The sequence below is a fragment of the Methylomonas sp. MED-D genome, assembly GCF_050276835.1.
Lineage (GTDB): Bacteria > Pseudomonadota > Gammaproteobacteria > Methylococcales > Methylomonadaceae > Methylomonas > Methylomonas koyamae_A.
The window spans coordinates 520471-539438 of sequence record NZ_CP189965.1; the positions used below are offsets into that span (position 1 = coordinate 520471).

The following is an 18968-nucleotide window of genomic DNA, read 5'->3' on the forward strand; positions in this document are numbered from 1 at the left end:
GGCTGGCCATGACTGAAATCACTCCGATTAGTCCCAACCCGCCGGTCATTGTCGTTCCTCGGGTCGAGCGCGACGAGCGCCAGCGTCGCGAGCAACGGCAACAACCGCCGACCAAGCCCAAATTGCCGCCAAACCGACAACCGGCCGAACACATAGACGAAAGAGTGTGATGAGCGAATATCTGCTTTGGGCTTTGACCGTAGCGGTCGTCGCGATGTTGTTGCTGATGCTCCGGTTGTTGCACGACCACCGCAAGCTCAGGCAAGCCTATGGTTTGCTGGAGGCGCAGATTCAGCGTAACCACGACGATTTGGCCGGATTGTGTTCGGCGGCGGTTGCGGTAGACCGGCGCTTGGCGAATGCCGACGCCAGACTGAATAGTATCGCCGAACGGGTTGCCGAGCGGCCGCGAGCCGCCCTGGACACGCCGGCGGTGGCCGAAGCCGTTGAGCGTCCCGCCCAAGGTTACGAAGATGTGATAGCGAAAATTCGCCGGGGTGTCGGCGTCGAGGATTTAGTGCGCGATTGCGGCTTGACGCGCGACGAAGCGGTGCTATTGACCCGCTTGCACGGCGGCCGGAGTCGTTTGTAATTCAAAGGTGTCGCCTACGCCGCGTTCGGCTCGAATCACAGCGGGGTCGGCGACTCGCGCCAACAGTCGTTGGTAGTTTTGGTCGTGGCGGCTCCGGTCGTTTTGGCGATGCCATAAATGCAGCACCGGTGCCGCGAAGCGGCCTTCCTTGCGGCGAATGCCGCAGTGCAGCAAACGGATCACCAAGTCCGAATCCTCGTACCCCCAGCCTTCGTAGATTTCATCGAAGCCGTTCACCCTGAAAAAGTCATCTTTCCAGACCGCCAGATTGCAAGTCATCGCGTTTTGCCAATGTTCGGCGCGCGCGTAGCGCCAAGCGGTCAATGGCAAATACAGCAAGGGCAGCCAGCGGTTGATCCGGCCGCACAGGCGTTGCACCAAGAAATACGCCTTGCTTCGACTGTGTAACGGCAAGCCTTGCCTTAACACCTGCTCGGTATAAGCCTGACTCAGCAGGCAGCGGTTCCCCGGCACGAAATAGCCGGTTTCGGCGAGTTGGCGGTGGCGGGCGACAAAGTCCGGCAAAGTCACACAGTCGCCGTCGACGAACAGCAGATAATCGCCCCGGCTGACCGCAACCGCCCGGTTACGTATCGTTCCGGCCCGGAAGCCGCGATCTTCGTGCCACACATGGCGGATCGGCCGGCTCGCAACGGCTTGCCATGCGGCAATCCGAGCGGCGGTTTCCGGTTGCGAGCCATCGTCGGCGACCAAGATTTCGAATTGACTGTCCGATTGCGCCAGTAAACCGGCCAAACAGGCATCCAGTGCCTCGGGCCAGTTGTAGGTGGCGACGATGACCGAAATCAGACCGTTCATCGATGTAAGCGGTGCAGTTCCCGCAATTTCAGATATTTGTAATACGCGCCCTCGGCATTGGAAATCGCCAGCATCAAGCCTTGCGGGCCGTCGAGAAAGCCGGCCTTGAGCACGTAGCCGCGGAAAAAAGTCCACAGCCCCTTGGCGATGGCCTTGCCAAGGCTGGCGCGCGCGCCGGCTTTGAACAGTTTCTCGGCACCCAGCGTCGAATAACTGTTGATTTTGTGCAGTACCTCTTCCGGATCGACGAAAGCCTCGTGTAACAACGGTTGGTTCAAACGGCCGATCGGGCCTTGCACTTCGACCCGTTCGTGAACTACCTCGTTGCTGAATCGGCCCGCGTCGCGCCGGAACAATCGCAAGACATAATCCGGCCACCAGCCGCTATGTTTAATCGGCCGGCCGCAGTAGCTGGACAGCCGGGGAATTTCGAAGCCTCGGATAGCATTTTGCCGGATGGCCTGTTGAATTTCCTCGGCCAAGGCCGGGCCGACTTCTTCGTCGGCGTCTAGCGATAACACCCAGTCGTGAGAGGCTTTATCCAAGGCCCGTTGCTTTTGCGGGCCGAAGCCGGGCCAGTCGGTCACGAACACTTGGTCGGTAAACTGCCGGGCTATCGCGACAGTGTCGTCGCTACTGCCCGAGTCGAGAACGACGATTTCGTCGGCCCAGGCCACCGAGGCCAGGCAGCGGCCGATATGGCCGGCTTCGTTTTTGGTGATGACGATGACGCTAAGCATCGTCAAGCTCGGCCGGTCGGCTCAGCAACGCGCCCAGAAAGAACGCCAACAGATAGCCCTCGGCGAACGTTTTGAAATGGGAATTGAACAGGCTGGAAGCACTGATCGCCACCAAAAAACTCGCGGCGATCGCGCCGTAAGGCCGATTCGCCAAGCCTTCCCGCAAGCCGACGCCGATGTAGGCTAAAAACAGCAGTACGCCGAAAATCCCGTTTTCGACCCAGATAAACAGATATTGGTTGTGCGGGTCGCCGGTACTCATCGCGTGCCAACCCTGACCGTTGAGTTTCGCCACTTGCTCGTAAGCCGGTTTGAAACCCGAGGTGCCATAGCCCAGCCAGGGATGCTCGCGGATCAATTGCCAGGTATTTCGGTAAAACACCACTCGCAGACCGATCGAGGTCTCGCTGGCGCTGGTTTGATAATGGGCTTGTTCGTCCAGCGTGACCTGTATCCGCTGTTGCACGGTGTCGGAGGTCGCGACGAACAGTGCAACCGCGACCGCCGCCGCACCGATGAAATACGGCAATTTCCGAAAACCGTACAGCGAGCCGAAAGCAAACACCGCCGCGACCGGCAGCGCCAGATAGCCGCTACGGGCGGTGCTGACGAAGAAAATATTGAACACGAACAGCGCGGCGGCGCTCCAGACCGCGATTTTCCAGCGCGGCGACAGTGGTTCGTGCAACACAAATATCGTACCCAGCAGCGCGGCCGTGAACGCCATGCTTTGCGTCGAATGATTGGTCATGAAGATGCCGGCGCCGCGGCCGCTACGCACCACCCAATCGGTCGCCCATAGTGGAATAGCGACGATAGCGGCGACGGCCATAACGCCGACGAAATAATAGACGAAGCTTTGTTGCCAGCGCCGCGATTGAAACAGGCCCAGCAGCATAAAGGCGTAAGCTAGTTTCTTCCAACTCGACAGGGTTTGCAGTTTGGCCGGCCAGTCCGTGTCGGCATAAAAGGTGCCGACGACCAGCCAGGCGTAAAACGCGACAATCATTTTGCCCAGCGGATGCCGCCACGATTGCCGCAGCGTGGCGAAGGCCTTTCCGGAAGCCAGCCAAGCCGCCAGCATGGCCACGCAAGCGATGCTGGTCGCGGCGGTGGACATCGGTACCGCGACGACCGCGAAAATCGCCAGTCCGCGGCTGACGTTCAGCGCGGTGTCGGAATAAGCGTGAGTCATGGAGTTAACGCCACAGTTGATAAATATATTTGCGTTTGAGTTTTTCCCAGCGGAATAGCCAACCTTTCAGCAACGGCGGCGGATCGCTTTCCAACGCGCTTCGAAACAAGCCGTTCTTGCTGCCTTGCTCGACGACCGGCTCTTCCAGCCATAGGATTTGAATGCCTAATTGCTTGTCGATGGTCTCGAACTGATTGTCGATCGGTTGCGCGATACGATTTTCGGTAATCCAATTCAGGCGTTTTTGCGCGGTGGCGGAGTCGATGATGTACGAATCGGCAAAGCGGCCGCGATGGCCGGGGTACAAATACTGGCCGGGGCGGCGCTGGCTTTTTGGCGTGAAAAAATTGCCGCCGGAACCGATGTAAATGACCTTGTGGCCTGGAAACCGCTCGCTTTGTTGCAGAGCCCGCGTTATGCCCAGCCGGAAGTCGGGACTGAACACCGCGTCGTCTTCCAATACCAGTGCGTGGCGGTCACCGGCGGCGGCGATGCGGCGTAGGGCTTCGACGTGCTTTAACGCGCACGATTGTTGGCCCGGCGTCAGGCCATCGGTGCTGAAGGTTTGACTTAGCATCTCGGTGGTCAATTCCTCGATATCCCAGTCCGTGACGAATTCGGCGCTCAAGCCGAATTCGGCCAATTGGCGTTCCATGAATTGGCGGCGCCCGGTGAAGGCTTTGACATTCAGTACCAGGATGCGGTCGAGCGTCGGCGATTCGGTCATGCAAAAGTCGAAAGTCATGGCTAAGGGACGATTATCGACGGTTTTACGTCAAAACACATCCGATTGTTCTCGTGATGCCGGACGATGGTCGCGGCTTCGCTGCTCCAGTCGGCGTCGATTGCGGCAATGACGCGCTCGGCCGGCAATTGTTCCAGGCAGTCGCTGCGGCTATCCCGGCGGCGCTCGCAACCTTCCAGTTGGCAGGGCAGGCAAGCGCGGGGCGCGGCGTCTTGAATCAGATGCACGTTGCCGACTTGGCCGGAGCCACACTTGGCAAACGGCGGCCTGTTTTCGGCGTAACCGGTCGGCCAGGGCGCCCATTTGCCGGGGTCGGTCGGCCCGAATAGCGCGAATACCGGCACGCCGGTCGCGGCGGCCAAATGGGTGATGCCGGTATCCGGGCCGACGAACAACGCAGCGTTGCCGATCAGCCGGCTCAGTTCGGCCAGGCTTGGACCGCCGCTCAAATCCAAGACATCGCAAGCCAGGCCGGATTTGAATTCCGCCAAGACCTGGCGCTCGGCCGGCTGGCCGCTGCCGGTTAATACGATGCGATAGCCGCGATCGGCTAAAAATTCAGCCAGTTGCCGCCACTGCGCCAGCGGCCAGGCCTTGTAGCGCCATTGCGGTTGAATGTGCAGTACCGCATAGGCTTGGTTCGCTAGATCCGTGGGTAAGTCGAACGATGACTCGGAATAGGGCGGCGTCAGCCGGAATACCGGCGGAATGCCGAGGGGCGCGCAAAATCTCAGGTTTTCCAGCACCGCATGGCCGTAATCGTCGCCGAACACCAGCCAGCGGGTCAGCAAGCATTGCTTCCACCAAGCCTTGCCGGTTTGCTCCGGTACGAAGCCCAAACGGACTTTGCCGGCCGCCCAGGCATACAGCGTCGGCCGGTCGCCGGTCTGAGTCGAGATCGCCAAGTCGTAGCGGCGACATAATCGAGCCAGAATCGCCAATAATTCGAAAACCTTGGGTTTGGCCGGCACCGGAATCAGTGCGCTCACGTCCGGGTTGCCTTCCAGCATGCCGACGTTGCCGCGCGACAGCAGCACGTCGATGGCCGCGTCCGGATATGCCTGCTTTAGCGCGCTGAGCAAGGGCGTGGTCAACAGCGTGTCGCCCAGATAGCGCAGCGTTATCACCAAAATGCGTTTAGGTTGTATATTGAGCGGTTCGGGCGCCGGCATGCATTGTTGTGTCGATAATAAAGCCGTTATTTTAAAGGTAAACCGCATTGAGCAAGTCACAGAAATCACGCCAGACCATGACCGACAGTCAAGTCTACCAGCGCTTGATGCGCTTTGTGTTGCCGTACTGGCGGATGTTTCTGGTCAGCGCGTTCGGCTTTGCGATTTACGCCGCGACCGAGCCGGCCCTGGCGATGATCGTGCAGCGCATCATCGACAGTTTCAATCGCGAAGACCGCACCGGTATCGAATACCTGCCGCTACTGTTCGTCGGCTTGTTTCTAGTGCGCGGCGTCGGCTCCTTCCTCGGCAACTATTATCTGGCGCGGATTTCCGGCAACTTGATACACCGGTTGCGCTGCGACATCTTCGATCATTACACCGGTTTGTCGGTGCAGTATTTCGACAGCCATAACAGCGGTTACATGATTTCGCGGATCACCAACAACATCGGCGAAGTCACCCGTGCTACCTCGGATTCGATCCGTTCCTTCGTGCGGGAAGGCTTTACCGCGATAGGCTTGTTGGCCTATCTGGCGCACACCAATCTGCAGTTGTCGTTGGTGTTCCTGGCGATAGCGCCGGTGGTCGCGACGATGGTGCGCTACGTCGGCAAACGCTTGAAGCGCCTGAGCCGCAACATGCAGGACACCGTCGGCGATATTACTCACATTACCTCGGAAGTGGTGTCCGGCAATCGCATCGTCAAGAGTTTCGGCGGCGAAGATTACGAGCGCCGCCGCTTTCGCGACGCCAGCCTGGAAAATCGCCGCCAATACCGTAAGTTGATCATGACGGTGTCGCTGAACAACCCGTTGATGCAGTTGTTGATTTCGATCGCGCTGGCCGGCATGGTTTATCTGGCCTTGATCGTAATGCGCGACTCGACGCCGGGCGAATTCGCCGGCTTTTTCATGGCGGCGATTTTGTTGCCCAAGCCGATCCGCCAACTCAGCGACGCCAATTCCGAGATTCTGCGCGGCATCGCCGCCGCCGAATCCTTGTTCGAAGTGTTGGACGAACCGTTGGAACGGGATGGCGGGGATTACCAAACCGAGCGAGTTCAAGGCCGCATCGAGTTCAAAAACTTGCGCTTCAGTTACCCCGGCGCCGAGGTGCCTGCGCTGGGCGGCATCGACCTGACCATAGAACCCGGCCAGACCGTAGCCTTGGTTGGCGCGTCCGGCGGCGGCAAGAGTACCTTGATTAATCTGCTGCCGCGCTTTTACGACTATAGCGAGGGCGAGATCCTGATCGACGGCGTGGAGTTGAAACGCTATCAACTGGGCTGTCTGCGCCGGCAAATTGCGCTGGTGACCCAGCATGTCACGCTGTTCAACGCCAGCGTCGCCAACAATATCGCCTACGGCGCGTTGCAGGGCGCCGACCGCGCGGCGATCGAGCGGGCCGCCCGCGATGCTTACGCCACCGATTTCATCGAGCGGATGCCGGAAGGTCTGGATACCGAGATCGGCGAAAACGGCGTCAAATTGTCCGGCGGCCAACGCCAGCGCCTGGCCTTGGCGCGGGCGCTGCTAAAGGATGCGCCGATTTTGATTTTGGACGAAGCCACCTCGGCGTTGGATACCGAGTCCGAACGTTACATTCAAGCCGCGTTGAGCCGGGTGATACAGGGTCGAACCACGCTGGTGGTCGCGCATCGGCTATCGACGATCGAGGCCGCCGACGTGATTTTGGTGATGGACAAGGGCCGGATTGTCGAACGCGGCAGTCACGCCGAGTTGCTGGCCCGCGACGGTGCCTACGCCAAACTGCACCGGATGCAGTTCCAGCACGCCGACGCCGAAGGCGCCGGATAAATCCCCAACCGGCCGAACCCACCGGGTTCGGCCGTTCGCCCTCAATCCGCGCTTGTGAAAATCCACCTCGCCGGCCGGGTATTAGTTAACAGCCGCGCCACTCTCCGCTCTCTATAGTCGTACCGGGTAGAATCGAGGCAGGGGTGCTCTCCGATACCGGACTTTCAGTTCGCCACAAAACGCCAATTCGTTGGCGCGCCGGCCGCCGTCGTTGTTGGTGGCCATCGGCCATTTTCTCCGCCTCGTTCACGCCGCGTTCCGGCCGGTTCGCCCAACGAACCCGGCCGCCGACCATGTTTACGACGAGGGTACGACAATGGCTAAGTCCAATGAAAAAATGCAATTGCAGGTCAATTTCGAAAAGGCGCCGTGCCAGGAAATCCCGCTGGTCGGCTTCCTGTTCTCGCGGGGCGGACGCTTGCTGGAAAAGGCACCGGTCCAAAAAGGCCAGCTCGAACTCAAAACGCCCGACAAGAATCCTCGGGAATTGCGGCTGTTGATCGCCCCGGCGGCGGACGGTCGCATCGACGCGGTGACCACGCTGGCGGCCTTGGAAAAATTCAAGCCCTACGAGGCGAGTCTGGTTGCCAATCCGCGCGGCGGTTGGCTGGCGCTGACGATTCCCGACTTCGTCGCGTCGTTCTGGCGCTTGCGCATGTGCCGGATACGCGGTCGGGTCATCAAACAGTTCAGCATCGGCGACCTGACTCAGGATCGCGGTATCTGCAACGCGCGGGTACACGTTTGCGAAGTGGACAGAGTTCGCTGGTGGATAGACCGGATTCCGGACTGGGTGATTTTGAAAATTCCGGAAATCATCGTCGAACCGCAGTGGCCTATCCCGGTGCCGGAACCCGGTCCGGACTGGAGCGCGGTCGCCTTGAATCCGCAGCCCTTGCCGCCGGTGGAAAAGCCCGCATTCGGCGCGGTATCGGAACTGCGCCGCGACTGGTCCAGCCGCATCACCTTGGCGCAATCGGAGCGTTTGGCGGCCGTCTTGGACAGTAATGTCAGCCAGCGGCTGTTGTCGGGCAATGCACAGGCAATCCGCGGCGTGCTGGTCGAGCAGTTTCCGGTCTTCCACCCTTATTTTTGCGGCATCCCCTGGTTGTGGCCGTATTTTTACCGTTGCGACGAAATTGCGCTGACCTACACCGACCTTAACGGCGGCTTCGAAACCCAATACTGGTATTGGGACGACGGCGATCAACCGGATATCTATTTGTGGGTGGAATATCTGATCGACGGCGTTTGGACTACGGTCTATAAACCGGCAATTCCGTGCCATACCTACTGGAATTACGCCTGCGGCAGCTCGCTGACGGTGCGGATCACCGACCCGCGCGTGCGTTGGGAATGCAATGACGTGGTCGACGGCGACATCGTCTGGATCAAAACCATTGGCAGCAGCGCCAGCGTCGTGCATATTCAGCAAACCGATCTGAATGTGCCGGTACAGGGCAAAAACTTCAATCGGATCGGCTTGAGCGACGTGTCGGTGTGGGCCAGTCCGAATCCGGTCGGCGAGTTCCGGCGGCCGTTCGGCGGCGGATTGAGTTTTGTCGTGCAGTTCGGTAGCGGCTTGCCGAGCAACGGCATGTATTACTACCGCTGGAACTATCGCAAATTGCGCAACGCCGATCTGTCGCCGGCCGCGCCGATGTTGCCGGCATCGCTGCACGGCGGTCAGGCGCTTTACAAATCCTATACCTACGAATTCTTCGATGCCGCGCTGCATAAACACATCGGTGTCAATAGCTTCAAATTGGGGCCGGTGACGAAAAACGGCCATGACGATTTGTTCGTGATTCCGCCGGCCTATCCCAGCGCGGCGCCGGTCAGCGCGCCGGAATTGAATCCGCTGTGGGATCAGAACACCGTCACGGTCAGCTTCGATTCGGCCAAATTTGCCGACGGTTTGTACGAATTCACGTTGGAATTGTTCGACGTTAACGGCAACAAACTGACCGCGATCCCGCGCCAGTTATTCCAAGTGCCGGACTATGCGAGTTTCGCGCCGTCGCTGGATGCGCCCGACGCTTATGTCCAACTCAGCGCGCCGGGCAGCGCGTCCGCTTATCGGATGAACGCGCGGATCGACAATCAACGTTGCGAGGCGCAAATTTACCAAATCAAGGTTAACGGCAGCGAAGTGGCCAGCAATTGTTGCGGATTCGTGCCGTATCCGCCGAATGCCAACATCGAAGTGGCATTCCGGGCCTACCATCCGCACAACTTCGCGACCTTCGATTTCGTCGTGCAGAAAGGGACTTGCGACGATCCGGTGCAATCGGCGTTAACCCACGCCGCCGGCCTGGTGATCGGCGATGTCGGCGTTTACGGCCGAGATGCCAGCAGCATTTACCGCCACGGTTTTACCCCGGCGCAATTGTTGGGAATCTGTAGCGCGGAAGGCAAGGCCGCGTTTGCCGAGCAACTCGGCGTTTCGGTGTTGACCACCGACGGCAGTTATCGGTTGTACACGCTGGATGCCTCGGCGCTGGCGGCGTTCGCACTGGAGCCGGTGTAAGCGCTTAACCGGGCGAGTTCGTCGAATCACGCTCGGACAACGCGATGCCGGACGACGCTTAGCCGATGTTTTACCGTTCGCACGGCGCGCCGCGCACGAACAGCAGCGCGCCGGACTCGGATTCGGCGTTGCCGTGCCGGCTGCCGGCCGGCGCCATCTGATAGTCGCCCGGCAGCAGCAAAATGTCGCCCAAATACAGGTCGCCGGATAGCAGGATGCACTCTTCATCGATCGGATGAGCATGACCGCTAATGCGGCTGCCGGGGGCGAAGCGGTAGTAACTGGATTCCAGTTCGCCGTCGCGATACAGCACCCATTGTTCTATGCCGGGCGCCAGTTCGCGCCAGTCCGCCGCCGAATTCAGGTAACAGCTTTGCGAGCGGTCCGCGCCCGGCAGCAGGCCGCCCAAGACTTCCCGGATCACGCCGGGCGTATCGCCGAGCGAGGTGCCGCGCAGAAAGGCCAGCGCTCCGGTTTCGGAATGGATGGCGCCGTGCCGGCTGCCGGCCGGCGACACATGGTAGTCGAATTGGCCCAATCGCAGGTCGTCCATCGTCAATTCGCCGTGCAGTACGATTCCTTCCTCCAGCCAGTTATGGCGGTGCGGCATCAGCGAGGCTCCCGCCGCGAAGTCAATCAACACCGATCCGCCTCGAGGCCCGTCCCACAGGGTTTTGTAACGCACGCCGGATTTCAAATCCCGCCAGACGCCGTGGCGGGTGCGTACCGTCAACAAACCGGCGTGACTCGCCAGACTGTCGGCGACTTTGGTCAGCAAACCTTGACGCATCGCTTCGCGTTGCGGCGCGGCGACCGGCAGCGGCGTCAGCGCGTCCAGCAGTTGCGCGGCAATCGGCTCGGCGGCGTCGGTGGGCTTGCGGGGTGGGTTGTCGGTCATTCGCGATAATCCTCGCCTAGGTTGATCGATAAAGACTGTTGCATGCCGAGCAAGGCTCGACGGATGTGCGACTTGACCGTGCCCAACGGCAAACCGCTGCACTGCGCGATTTCCTCGTGGCTCAGCCCGCGCAGAAATGCCAGCGACACCAATTGCCGGGGTATCGGGTCCAGGGCGGCGAGCGCGGCATGCACGCGATGGCCTTGTTGGGTGGCGGCCAACACGTCGATCGGTGCTTGCCCGCCTGGCCCTTCGATCGCCGCCCATGCTTCCGGTTCCAAGTCGGTCAGGTCCGAGTCGAATTGGCGCAGCAAGTCCAAGGCCCGACTGCGCGCGATGGTCAGGACCCAGGCCTTGACCGTGCCGCGTTCCGGATCGAAGCGCGGCGCTTGCCGCCAGACCTGCCAGAAGGTGTCCTGCACCACTTCTTCCGCGCTGGCCGGTTGTTTCAGAATACGCAAGGCCACACCGTAAACCTGCTCGACCATCGCGTCGTACAAGATTCCCAGCGCCGCCTGATCTTGATCGACGATGCCGGCCAACGCTTGCCGCAACGCGGTATCGGCGGCCATGTTGGCATCGAGGTCGGGAATCGGGTGGGTTTCGGTCATGTCGCCGTCGTGGTGGTTATAAGTGCTATACGCCATTCGTCCGAGTTTGGATGCAGCGGGGCCAAGTTGGCTTCGGCAGTCGCGATGAACTCATCGCATCGGCGTATCGCGCGGAGGGCGGCAAATGCCGGGAAATTTCGGCGTTTTTGTCTCCCGTACGGCCATAAGCCGGCGCTATCCAAAAATTTATCACCGCTGTTGCATCCAAATCAGCGGAGTCCCCGTAGTAGTCATTGCAGGCCAGGCACCGATGCGCGTTAGCGCGGTTGGTCGCCGAAGAGGCTTGCATTTTGACCCATGACGAGGACATTCCTATGAAAACACAACTCTACGCGGCGATCCTGAGCGGCTGCCTGATCGGCGGGCCGGCCGGGGCCGCCGATTTCGATTTTGCCGGCAATTTCAGCCGGGACAACTCGGTGGTCCGCTTCGATTTCAGTATCGCCAATCCCGGCAACGTCACGTTGTTTACGGCGTCGTGGCTGACGGGCGGTTTCGATCCGATTTTGACGCTTTGGGACGCCAGCGGTCAACTGCTGGCCGAACAGGACGACGGCAACGGCGGCGGAATCGCATTCTCGAACGGCGTGCCGCTGAGCTACGGCGAATTCGACAGCTATCTGACGACCAATTTGGTGGCCGGCGATTACATCGCCACGTTGACGCAATACGACAACTTGGCGGTTTCCAGCGCGCTGGCCGACGGATTTTTACGCGATGCCGATCCCTGGTTCACCCAGGTGTTCGGATGCGGTAACGCTCAGTTCTGCGAGGGTTCGCTAGTCGATGGCAACGGCGATTTGGTCGATGCCAATCGCACGTCGGCCTGGGACTTTCATATCGTCGGCGTCGATGCCGCGCAAGCCGCGACGGTTCCGGAGCCGCCGACCGCGATGCTTTTGCTGGCGTCGGCGATGTTTTTTGGCTTGGGCCGCTGGGCGCAACCGCGTAACCGGGGCGGCATGACCTCGGCCATTGTTTAAACGTTTGGGAGCATGACCATGAAATCGATAAATCGCTATAGCCTAAGTCTGATCGCCACGTTGCTCGCCTGCGGCGCATCGTCCACGCAAGCCGCCAACCACCGCGAAGCGCCGTTGACCGCGCTGGATGCCAAGGCCGACATCACCGATTGGTTTGCGTTCGTCAGTTACGACGATCCCAGCAAAGTCACGATGATTTTGAATGTCGATCCCTTGCTGGACCCGAGCAACGGCCCGAATTATTTTCCGTTCGATCCGGAAATCCTCTACGAAATGAAAGTGGACAACGATTTCGACGCCGACGAAGACCTAACCTTGCAATTCCGTTTTAAAACCGAATCCCGCTTGCCGGGCGTGTTTACCGGCTTCGTCGGCATCGGCGACGGTCTGAACACACCGTTCAATTCGCCGGTGCCGCTGCCGGCCGGCACGCCGCTGGTACCGGCGGCGATTTCCGCGTTGGATGGGCCGGGCTCGGAAGGCTTGGGCTTGCGGCAGAGCTACACGGTGACGCTGATCAAGGGTAAGGGTAAAAACCGTCAGGTGCTCGAGTTGAACGGCGGGCAAAAACTCTATGCGGTGCCGTCCAACGTCGGGCCGCGCACGATGCCGGATTATCCGGCGCTGGCCAAACAAGGTATTTACGACTTGGCTGGCGGTATTAAAGTGTTTGCCGGCACCGTCGACGATCCGTTTTACATCGATTTGGGTGCGGCCTTCGATACCTTGAATTTTCGGAGCGGCGCTTCCGGAGTCGGCGTGGCCGGCGTGTTGAGCGACGCGCAAAGCGCCGACGACGCGCGTAACTTCGCGCCCGACGACGTGGCCGGTTTCAACGTCAATGCTATCGCCATCGAACTGCCGATCGCAATGTTGACCCAGGACGGCAAATTGCACGGCGCCAACGAGGCTTTCGCGGTCGTCGGTACTTATGCCACCACATCGCGGCCGCGTACCAAATCCTATGCCGAAAAACCCGGCGGCCGGCCCAAATTGGCCAACGCTTATACGCAAATTCAGCGGATGGGCAATCCTTTGGTCAACGAATTGCTGATCGGTACCGGCGACAAGGACAAGTTCAGCATGAGCGAACCCAAGCAAGACGGCGATTACGCCGCCTACGTCGTTGATCCGTTGATCGCGCGGGTCCTTAATGCCGCGACGGCCGGCGTGCTGCCGGTGCCGGCGCCGCCGCGCGTCAATCCGGACCAACCGGCGTTCGATTTGGGCCCTTTGGTGTTTTACGCGGCGCCGATTTGTCCGGCCTGCACCAGCGAACAGCGCGGGCCGATCGCCGATTTGCTGCGCTTGAACACCGGAATCGGACCGACGACAACCGCCGCGCGTAAACGAATGGGTTTTTTGGCGGGCGATAGCGCGGGCTTTCCGAACGGTCGCCGGGTATCCGACGATGTCCTAGACATCACCGCGCAAGCCGCGGTCGGCGTGCTGCGCGCCGGTTTCGGCGCTTTCCCCAACAATCGGGTCGGTGATGGGGTTAACGCCAACGACCGAAATTATCAGGAGAGTTTTCCCTACGTGGCCTTCGCCAATAGCGGCCGGCAAAGCCGGCACGTCGATCCCGGCGAAGCCGGTTGCGCCGACAGTTTGAGCTCGGCGGCGGCCAATTGCCCGGAGCAATAGCCGTTGGTCGGTGGGGCGCCGAAGCTTGGCGCCCCATGATGCTAACCAATGATCATGAATCGTTTTTGGAAGCGGAATCTGAAAATCGCTTGCGTGGGTGGAGCTTTAGCCGCGATTGACAGCGTTCCGATCCTGAAATTTGTTCAGTGAATTCGGTAACTATTCAGAGGGCGTTTTGGGGGAAGGTGGTTACCAATGGCGTTAAGTTAAACGTTTGCAGTCAATGTAAGCTGCTGGCCGAGCAGAGCCGAATTAAGGTGTTGGCTGAGTGAAGCCGAAATAACGCGGTGGCTGAGCGGAGTCGAAATAAGGCGTTGGCCGAGCAGAGCCGAAATAAGGCGTCGGCTGAGCGGAGTCGAATTAAGGCGTTGCCTGAGTGAAGCCGAAATAAGGCGGTGGCTGAGCGGAGTCGAAATAAGGCGTCGGCTGAGCGGAGCCGAAGCCAGCGATTTCGCTTTGACTCCGCTCAGCGAACGGCATAGCTGGCATTGAGGTATTCATCCCCCGCTCCGTCGGGAGAGGCCGTTTTTACTTCGCGCTGAATAGCTACCGAATTTGAAACCTAACAGGAGCTATCGATGAGATATGTACTATTGACGGCGCTGCTGGTGTTCGGACCGGCAGCGCTAGGCCAAGCCTTCGTCCCGGCGGACGACGATCAGGTTTTGGAAGTACTGCCTGAGCGCGGCGGCGATGCGCAACTTCGCGCGTTGCGCGAACAACTGCGGGCGACGCCGGACGACCGGGCGCTGGCTTTGCAGTTAGTGGAGCGTTACATCGCGTTGGGACGGGCGGAGGCCGATCCGCGTTATTTCGGCCGTGCCGAGGCGGTGTTGGCACCGTTGGCTCGCGCTAACCCGTCTCCCGAGATCCTGACCTTGCGCGCCGTGCTGGCCCAGAATCGCCACGATTTTTCGGCGGCTCTGGCCGATTTGCGGCGAGCGCTGGCTTTAAGACCCAGGCTGATTGGGGCCTGGCTGACGCAGGCGGCAATTCATCAGGTGCAGGGACGTTATCCCGAGGCGCTGCAAAGCTGTTTGACCGTCAGCCGCCTGGCGGCCGGTTGGTCCGGGCGGGTGTGCGTCGAGTCCGTGTTGGCCGACAGCGGCCAGCTCGAACCGGCTTACCGGCGGTTGGCGGCGTTGTTGTCGGTTGCCGGCCCGGAGTCGGCCGACGAAAGGCAATGGGCCTGGACCGTGCTCGCTGAAATGGCGGAGCGGCTGGGCGATACCGGTGCGGCCGAACGCCACTACCGGCGGGCCTTGGCTATTGGCCGGCTGAGTGCGTACCCATTGGCCGGTTTTGCCGATTTTTTGCTGGATAGACAGCGCTATGCCGAAGTGCTTGAGTTGTTGACCGGCGAGCAGCGCGCCGACGGCTTGTTGTTGAGGTTGGCCTTGGCGGAGCGGCAGTTGGGGCATTCCGAAGCCGAAGGGCACCGGCGGACGCTGGCGGCGCGTTTTGCCGACAGTCGTCGCAGGGGCGATACCAGTCACCAGGGCGATGAAGCCCGGTTTGAATTGCAATTGAATAGCGAACCCGAACAGGCTTTGGCGCTGGCCGCCGCCAATTGGCAAGTGCAGCGCGAACCGCGCGATGCTCGTATCTTGCTGGAAGCGGCGATCGCGGCCGGCAAGTTCGACGCCGCTCGCGACGTATTGGCGTTTTTGGCGCGAACCGGCTTGGAAGATGTGCGTTTGCGGGACTTGGCGGCACGCGTCGCCGGGAGGCTGGCATGAGACGATGGCTCGTGTTTCTAATATTGATCGGTGCCAGTTGCGCCGCCTCGGCGCACAAGGCCAGCGATGCGTATCTGAGCTTGACCTGGGATGGGCAGCGCTGGGTCGGCCGCTGGGACATGGCGCTACGCGATTTGCAGGAAGCGGTCGGTCTGGATCAGGACGATGACGGCCGCATTACCTGGCGGGAGTTGCGCGAGCGCGGCGATGTCGTCGCGGCACATGCGCTAAGCCGTTTGGACATCAGCGGCGACGGCCGGGCCTGTCGCTTGGATGGCGAGGGTTTGCGGGTCGACGAGCACAGCGACGGCGGTTACGCGGTACTGGATTTTCGGGTGGATTGTCCGGCGACCGTGCGGCAATGGGTGGTCGATTACCGCTGGTTTTTCGAATTCGACGCGCGCCATCGCGGATTGTTTAGTTTGGTTGGGCCTAGCGGCGCGCGTAGTGCGGTGTTTAGTCCCGAGCAACCGACGCAGACCTTCGAGCTTGCCGGCAAAGGTGGCGTCTGGCCTGAGCTGGCGGCGTTTGTCCAAGAGGGGATGACGCACATCTGGGCCGGCTACGATCATCTGCTGTTTTTGTTGAGTTTGCTGTTGCCGGCGGCGTTGGCGCGCGACGGTTTGACCTGGCGGCGCAAGGCGAATCTCGCCGAAATTGGTACCGATGTGTTGGCGGTGGTGACGGCGTTTACGCTGGCCCACTCGCTGACGCTGGCGTTGACGGTTTGGCAATATTTGGTGCTGCCTAGTCGTTGGGTCGAAGCGGCGATTGCCGCTTCGGTGGCGGTCGCCGCGCTGAACAACATCTATGCCTGGTTTACCGAACGCCGGGTGTGGTTGGCCTTCGGTTTCGGTTTGGTTCACGGCATGGGCATTGCTGGCGTGCTGCTGGATCTGGCGTTGCCGAAATCCGGGCAAGCGTTGGCCTTGCTGGGGTTTAATCTCGGCGTCGAGTTGGGGCAATTGGCGATTATCGCGGTCTCGTTGCCGTTGATCTATTGGGGTAGCCGGCAAGGCTATTATCCGGTCTGGGTCTTGAAATACGGCTCGACCGGTATTGCAGGGCTAGCGCTGATTTGGTTGGTCGAGCGCGGTTTGGATGTGGCGATATTGCCGAGTTGACCAAGGCGCGATTGTCGTCGGCGGAACTGGGTATGTCGTTGGGAACCGGTTGAGGTCGGAAATCGATTCGTAATCTTGGCGTAAAGCAGCCGCGCAGGTTCGATTAGGTTTTAACTTCGATGACCAGATTTTTTTGCGGCGACTGCGGTGGGATGGGGTGGGTGGCATTGGGATACCACGCCAGGATTTGCTTCACATAGTTCTGAGTTTCGGCATAAGGCGGAATGCCCTTATAGCGCTCGACGGCTTTCTCGCCGGCATTGTACGCCGCCAGAACCAGATCGACCTTGCCTTCGAAATGGCGCAACAGCCAATGCAGATAAGCCGTGCCGCCCTTGATGTTTTGCACCGGATTCCATGCATCCTTGATGCCGAAGCGCTCCGCAGTTTCGGGTATCAATTGCATCAGACCCTGGGCGTTTTTGCCGGACAGCGCGGTCGGATTGAACGCCGATTCGGCTTTGATGACCGCCATCACCAATTGCGGGTCGATGCCGTAGACTGGCGCGATTTGATTGACCCAGGCCTCGACGATTTGCCGGTTGGGGTTGTTGTCGGTTACCGTCACCGTCACGACCGGTTCCGGGTGGCAGGCTGGGTCTTCGGTGGCCGGAGCGTCGCCGAAGCGGCTCAACATGGTTTGAGCGTGATGGTCGCCGCGGTCGGCGGCTTGTTTGAACCAGTGACTGGCCAGCGGCAGATCCCGTTTGACGCCGCGACCGTTGAAATACATAAAGCCCAGACCGTAAGCCGATTCGCTGTCGCCGGCCAACGCGGCCTTGCAATACATTTCGAAAGCTAATCCGTAATCTTGTTTGATGCCGCGGCCGTGCTCGAAATCGGCGGCGGTTTGGCGCAACTGCGCCAAGTTTAGCGGGGAGGTAACGTCGGCGGCGGATGGCGTAGCGGTGGCAAGCAGCAGGCCGATCAGCGGAAAATATTTCAGGTTCATCATGTTCTCGTTCTGTATTGCTGAGACTGGGCTTTCACAAACCCGGCCGGAAAAGAACGGTACCCGTTCTCCAAGCTTCCAGCTACCGTATACATGGCAAGTGCGTAATCGCCCGGACGGCTGCATCGCCTGCAATGGCCGATCTTACAAAATCGTAAGGTCGCGCTTGAAATGGCTATTGATCCGTCTAGTATTAATCTCAGCGTGAGAACCAGTTCAAGTTTTTCGTACTATATCGAGCGGCTATCTCGCTTGACATTGCCCAGATGGGCAGTTTTACGGTCGAAACTATACCACACGGCGATTCTCGACGGAATTGCGCGGCGATGACCCGGACCGGTGTAAACTAGCCTCGATTAGGCTAGTCGCGGCAGGCTGCACAAGGCTTAGGCAAGTGTTCGACTGAACGTTAGGGTTAGTTCGGCAGTCGTCGATATTGTCGATCGGCCAACAGTTTTTCAGGTTTTCCAGGATGCGTCCGTGATCGGAGCGTGGGCCTTAGGAGTGTCGCCGCCGCCAACCCACGTTCCCTTGCCGCTCGGCATGGAGCCTTGCGGCAAGGGATGTGATTTCTATAAGTTTTTCAACAGTCGCCGCACCAGGTTGCGAATCGGCATATTTTGTTGGCGGTAATCCTGGAATAAGCGTTCGATGTCGACCGGATTGAGGTACACGTAAGCTCCGTAACCGGTTTGAGCGATAAACTCGCCGCTCAAGTTGTCCATAAAGGTAGTCAGTGCAATGCTGTTGGGGTGGTTGATGGTGTTCATGGCGGTTCTCCCGATAGATGTTTTGTTTTTATATAAGCGGTTCACGTGCCATAAATAAATAGTTTTTATAAAACAAAGAGTTGTTTTTATTTTGCGGGTTGCGTCATTTTGTTGTCGGAGTGTTTTGTTAGAATTCGCGACGACATGACGTACATTTACGCTATATCGTGGCGACAACGAAGGGTGACATGGCAAATCCGAAAATTAAGAATCCGCGAGGCCAAGGCGGGGTTGGAGATCAGGGGCGGCCGGGACCGGTGTCGTTTTGCGCTTGGGACGGGGATGTCTTGGTGTTGAACGTACTTGGCACGCCGAGCGCCAAGCGCGATGTCATCGGCAAACCCAAGGGGGCTCAACTGAAAATCAGCGTTACCGCGACACCGGAGGACGGCAAGGCTACCGATCACATGGTTCGGTTTTTGGCCAGGGAGTTTGGCGTGACGATCAAGGATATCCAAGTCGTGTTCGGTCAGTATCACATCAACAAGCAACTGCGAATCCGGATGCCGAAGCGTTTGCCGCCGGTCGTCGAAGCGGAGTTGGCGGCTTCGGCAAGCCGCTAGTCATTCCGCTGCGAGCCGGGCTTGGAGAGCCGGCGTCATTTCGGGTCATTGCCGCCGAAAGGTCGGAAGCG

18 protein-coding genes are annotated in these 18968 nt (G+C 59.7%); 9 read left to right on the forward strand and 9 right to left on the reverse strand.

The annotated features are described in order from the left end of the window. Positions 1-8: 8 nt before the first annotated feature. Both ACQE3E_RS02255 and ACQE3E_RS02260 read left to right on the forward strand, forming a co-directional pair. Positions 9-170, forward strand: a complete 162-nt coding sequence (locus ACQE3E_RS02255) for a hypothetical protein (RefSeq protein ID WP_168033604.1) — start codon at positions 9-11, stop codon at positions 168-170. Beyond that, the gene (locus ACQE3E_RS02260; protein WP_071154979.1) at positions 170-592 is read left to right on the forward strand and encodes a DUF2802 domain-containing protein; all 423 of its coding nucleotides are present in this window, start codon (positions 170-172) and stop codon (positions 590-592) included. The genes ACQE3E_RS02255 and ACQE3E_RS02260 overlap by 1 nt, the downstream gene beginning before the upstream one ends. On the opposite strand, the gene ACQE3E_RS02265 is transcribed toward ACQE3E_RS02260, so the two are convergent. Genes ACQE3E_RS02265 through ACQE3E_RS02285 form a run of 5 tightly spaced genes read right to left on the reverse strand, consistent with a single transcriptional unit; the run spans position 554 to position 5263 of the window. Further along, positions 554-1411, reverse strand: coding sequence for a glycosyltransferase family 2 protein (locus ACQE3E_RS02265; protein ID WP_071154978.1), 858 nt, complete (start codon positions 1409-1411; stop codon positions 554-556). The genes ACQE3E_RS02260 and ACQE3E_RS02265 overlap by 39 nt on opposite strands. Next, positions 1408-2151 carry a glycosyltransferase family 2 protein gene (locus tag ACQE3E_RS02270; protein ID WP_071154977.1) on the reverse strand — a complete coding sequence of 248 codons (744 nt, stop codon included), beginning with the start codon at positions 2149-2151 and terminating at the stop codon, positions 1408-1410. Before ACQE3E_RS02270 ends, ACQE3E_RS02265 begins: the two co-directional genes overlap by 4 nt. Then, positions 2144-3346: an O-antigen ligase family protein gene (locus ACQE3E_RS02275; protein ID WP_313729212.1), complete on the reverse strand. Its 1203-nt coding sequence runs from the start codon at positions 3344-3346 to the stop codon at positions 2144-2146. The genes ACQE3E_RS02270 and ACQE3E_RS02275 overlap by 8 nt, the downstream gene beginning before the upstream one ends. A 4-nt stretch (positions 3347-3350) precedes the next feature. Continuing rightward, on the reverse strand, positions 3351-4073 hold the full coding sequence (locus ACQE3E_RS02280; RefSeq protein ID WP_313729211.1) for a glycosyltransferase family 25 protein: 723 nt from the start codon (positions 4071-4073) through the stop codon (positions 3351-3353). Between the two features lie 20 nt (positions 4074-4093). After that, positions 4094-5263, reverse strand: a complete 1170-nt coding sequence (locus ACQE3E_RS02285; RefSeq protein WP_313729210.1) for a glycosyltransferase family 9 protein — start codon at positions 5261-5263, stop codon at positions 4094-4096. A gap of 77 nt (positions 5264-5340) precedes the next feature. Here ACQE3E_RS02285 and msbA point away from each other — a divergent pair, with 77 nt between their 5' ends. Further along, positions 5341-7083 carry a lipid A export permease/ATP-binding protein MsbA gene (msbA, locus tag ACQE3E_RS02290; protein WP_313729209.1) on the forward strand — a complete coding sequence of 581 codons (1743 nt, stop codon included), beginning with the start codon at positions 5341-5343 and terminating at the stop codon, positions 7081-7083. Between the two features lie 316 nt (positions 7084-7399). Beyond that, a complete protein-coding gene (locus ACQE3E_RS02295; RefSeq protein WP_313729208.1) occupies positions 7400-9613 on the forward strand; it encodes a hypothetical protein in 2214 nt (737 codons plus the stop codon). A gap of 70 nt (positions 9614-9683) precedes the next feature. On the opposite strand, the gene ACQE3E_RS02300 is transcribed toward ACQE3E_RS02295, so the two are convergent. After that, the gene (locus tag ACQE3E_RS02300; protein WP_313729207.1) at positions 9684-10511 is read right to left on the reverse strand and encodes a cupin domain-containing protein; all 828 of its coding nucleotides are present in this window, start codon (positions 10509-10511) and stop codon (positions 9684-9686) included. After that, entirely contained in the window at positions 10508-11158 is a 651-nt protein-coding gene (locus ACQE3E_RS02305) for a sigma-70 family RNA polymerase sigma factor (RefSeq protein ID WP_313729206.1), read from the reverse strand. Before ACQE3E_RS02305 ends, ACQE3E_RS02300 begins: the two co-directional genes overlap by 4 nt. A 278-nt stretch (positions 11159-11436) precedes the next feature. Between ACQE3E_RS02305 and ACQE3E_RS02310 the strand changes: the two genes are divergently transcribed. The 4 genes from ACQE3E_RS02310 to ACQE3E_RS02325 all read left to right on the forward strand — a co-directional run bounded on the left by ACQE3E_RS02310 (position 11437) and on the right by ACQE3E_RS02325 (position 16612). Continuing rightward, complete coding sequence (locus ACQE3E_RS02310; RefSeq protein ID WP_313729205.1) at positions 11437-12105, forward strand: DVUA0089 family protein; 669 nt, start codon at positions 11437-11439, stop codon at positions 12103-12105. Between the two features lie 18 nt (positions 12106-12123). Continuing rightward, the gene (locus ACQE3E_RS02315) at positions 12124-13749 is read left to right on the forward strand and encodes a DUF4331 domain-containing protein (protein ID WP_427501191.1); all 1626 of its coding nucleotides are present in this window, start codon (positions 12124-12126) and stop codon (positions 13747-13749) included. A gap of 578 nt (positions 13750-14327) precedes the next feature. Further along, the gene (locus tag ACQE3E_RS02320) at positions 14328-15488 is read left to right on the forward strand and encodes a hypothetical protein (protein ID WP_427501192.1); all 1161 of its coding nucleotides are present in this window, start codon (positions 14328-14330) and stop codon (positions 15486-15488) included. Then, the gene (locus ACQE3E_RS02325; protein WP_427501193.1) at positions 15485-16612 is read left to right on the forward strand and encodes a HupE/UreJ family protein; all 1128 of its coding nucleotides are present in this window, start codon (positions 15485-15487) and stop codon (positions 16610-16612) included. Before ACQE3E_RS02320 ends, ACQE3E_RS02325 begins: the two co-directional genes overlap by 4 nt. Before the next feature lie 103 nt (positions 16613-16715). Here the strand turns inward: ACQE3E_RS02325 and ACQE3E_RS02330 are convergent, their stop codons facing one another. Together ACQE3E_RS02330 and ACQE3E_RS02335 are read right to left on the reverse strand one after the other, a co-directional pair. After that, on the reverse strand, positions 16716-17567 hold the full coding sequence (locus tag ACQE3E_RS02330; protein ID WP_427501194.1) for a transglycosylase SLT domain-containing protein: 852 nt from the start codon (positions 17565-17567) through the stop codon (positions 16716-16718). A gap of 569 nt (positions 17568-18136) precedes the next feature. Continuing rightward, positions 18137-18334 carry a hypothetical protein gene (locus ACQE3E_RS02335; protein WP_168033578.1) on the reverse strand — a complete coding sequence of 66 codons (198 nt, stop codon included), beginning with the start codon at positions 18332-18334 and terminating at the stop codon, positions 18137-18139. Between the two features lie 188 nt (positions 18335-18522). Here ACQE3E_RS02335 and ACQE3E_RS02340 point away from each other — a divergent pair, with 188 nt between their 5' ends. Further along, positions 18523-18897, forward strand: coding sequence for a DUF167 domain-containing protein (locus ACQE3E_RS02340; RefSeq protein WP_082885269.1), 375 nt, complete (start codon positions 18523-18525; stop codon positions 18895-18897). The last annotated feature ends 71 nt before the right edge of the window (positions 18898-18968 follow it).

Bases quoted from the DNA above. Each gene is read 5' to 3' on its own strand.
- ACQE3E_RS02285 (WP_313729210.1), bottom strand. From the start codon at position 5,263: ATGCCGGCGCCCGAACCGCTCAATATACAACCTAAACGCATTTTGGTG.
- ACQE3E_RS02300 (WP_313729207.1), bottom strand. From the start codon at position 10,511: ATGACCGACAACCCACCCCGCAAGCCCACCGACGCCGCCGAGCCGATT.
- ACQE3E_RS02325 (WP_427501193.1), top strand. From the start codon at position 15,485: ATGAGACGATGGCTCGTGTTTCTAATATTGATCGGTGCCAGTTGCGCC.
- ACQE3E_RS02255 (WP_168033604.1), top strand. From the start codon at position 9: ATGACTGAAATCACTCCGATTAGTCCCAACCCGCCGGTCATTGTCGTT.
- ACQE3E_RS02280 (WP_313729211.1), bottom strand. From the start codon at position 4,073: ATGACCGAATCGCCGACGCTCGACCGCATCCTGGTACTGAATGTCAAA.
- ACQE3E_RS02275 (WP_313729212.1), bottom strand. From the start codon at position 3,346: ATGACTCACGCTTATTCCGACACCGCGCTGAACGTCAGCCGCGGACTG.
- ACQE3E_RS02265 (WP_071154978.1), bottom strand. From the start codon at position 1,411: ATGAACGGTCTGATTTCGGTCATCGTCGCCACCTACAACTGGCCCGAG.
- ACQE3E_RS02315 (WP_427501191.1), top strand. From the start codon at position 12,124: ATGAAATCGATAAATCGCTATAGCCTAAGTCTGATCGCCACGTTGCTC.
- ACQE3E_RS02270 (WP_071154977.1), bottom strand. From the start codon at position 2,151: ATGCTTAGCGTCATCGTCATCACCAAAAACGAAGCCGGCCATATCGGC.
- ACQE3E_RS02310 (WP_313729205.1), top strand. From the start codon at position 11,437: ATGAAAACACAACTCTACGCGGCGATCCTGAGCGGCTGCCTGATCGGC.
- ACQE3E_RS02260 (WP_071154979.1), top strand. From the start codon at position 170: ATGAGCGAATATCTGCTTTGGGCTTTGACCGTAGCGGTCGTCGCGATG.
- msbA (WP_313729209.1), top strand. From the start codon at position 5,341: ATGACCGACAGTCAAGTCTACCAGCGCTTGATGCGCTTTGTGTTGCCG.
- ACQE3E_RS02330 (WP_427501194.1), bottom strand. From the start codon at position 17,567: ATGATGAACCTGAAATATTTTCCGCTGATCGGCCTGCTGCTTGCCACC.
- ACQE3E_RS02335 (WP_168033578.1), bottom strand. From the start codon at position 18,334: ATGAACACCATCAACCACCCCAACAGCATTGCACTGACTACCTTTATG.
- ACQE3E_RS02340 (WP_082885269.1), top strand. From the start codon at position 18,523: ATGGCAAATCCGAAAATTAAGAATCCGCGAGGCCAAGGCGGGGTTGGA.
- ACQE3E_RS02305 (WP_313729206.1), bottom strand. From the start codon at position 11,158: ATGGCGTATAGCACTTATAACCACCACGACGGCGACATGACCGAAACC.
- ACQE3E_RS02320 (WP_427501192.1), top strand. From the start codon at position 14,328: ATGAGATATGTACTATTGACGGCGCTGCTGGTGTTCGGACCGGCAGCG.
- ACQE3E_RS02295 (WP_313729208.1), top strand. From the start codon at position 7,400: ATGGCTAAGTCCAATGAAAAAATGCAATTGCAGGTCAATTTCGAAAAG.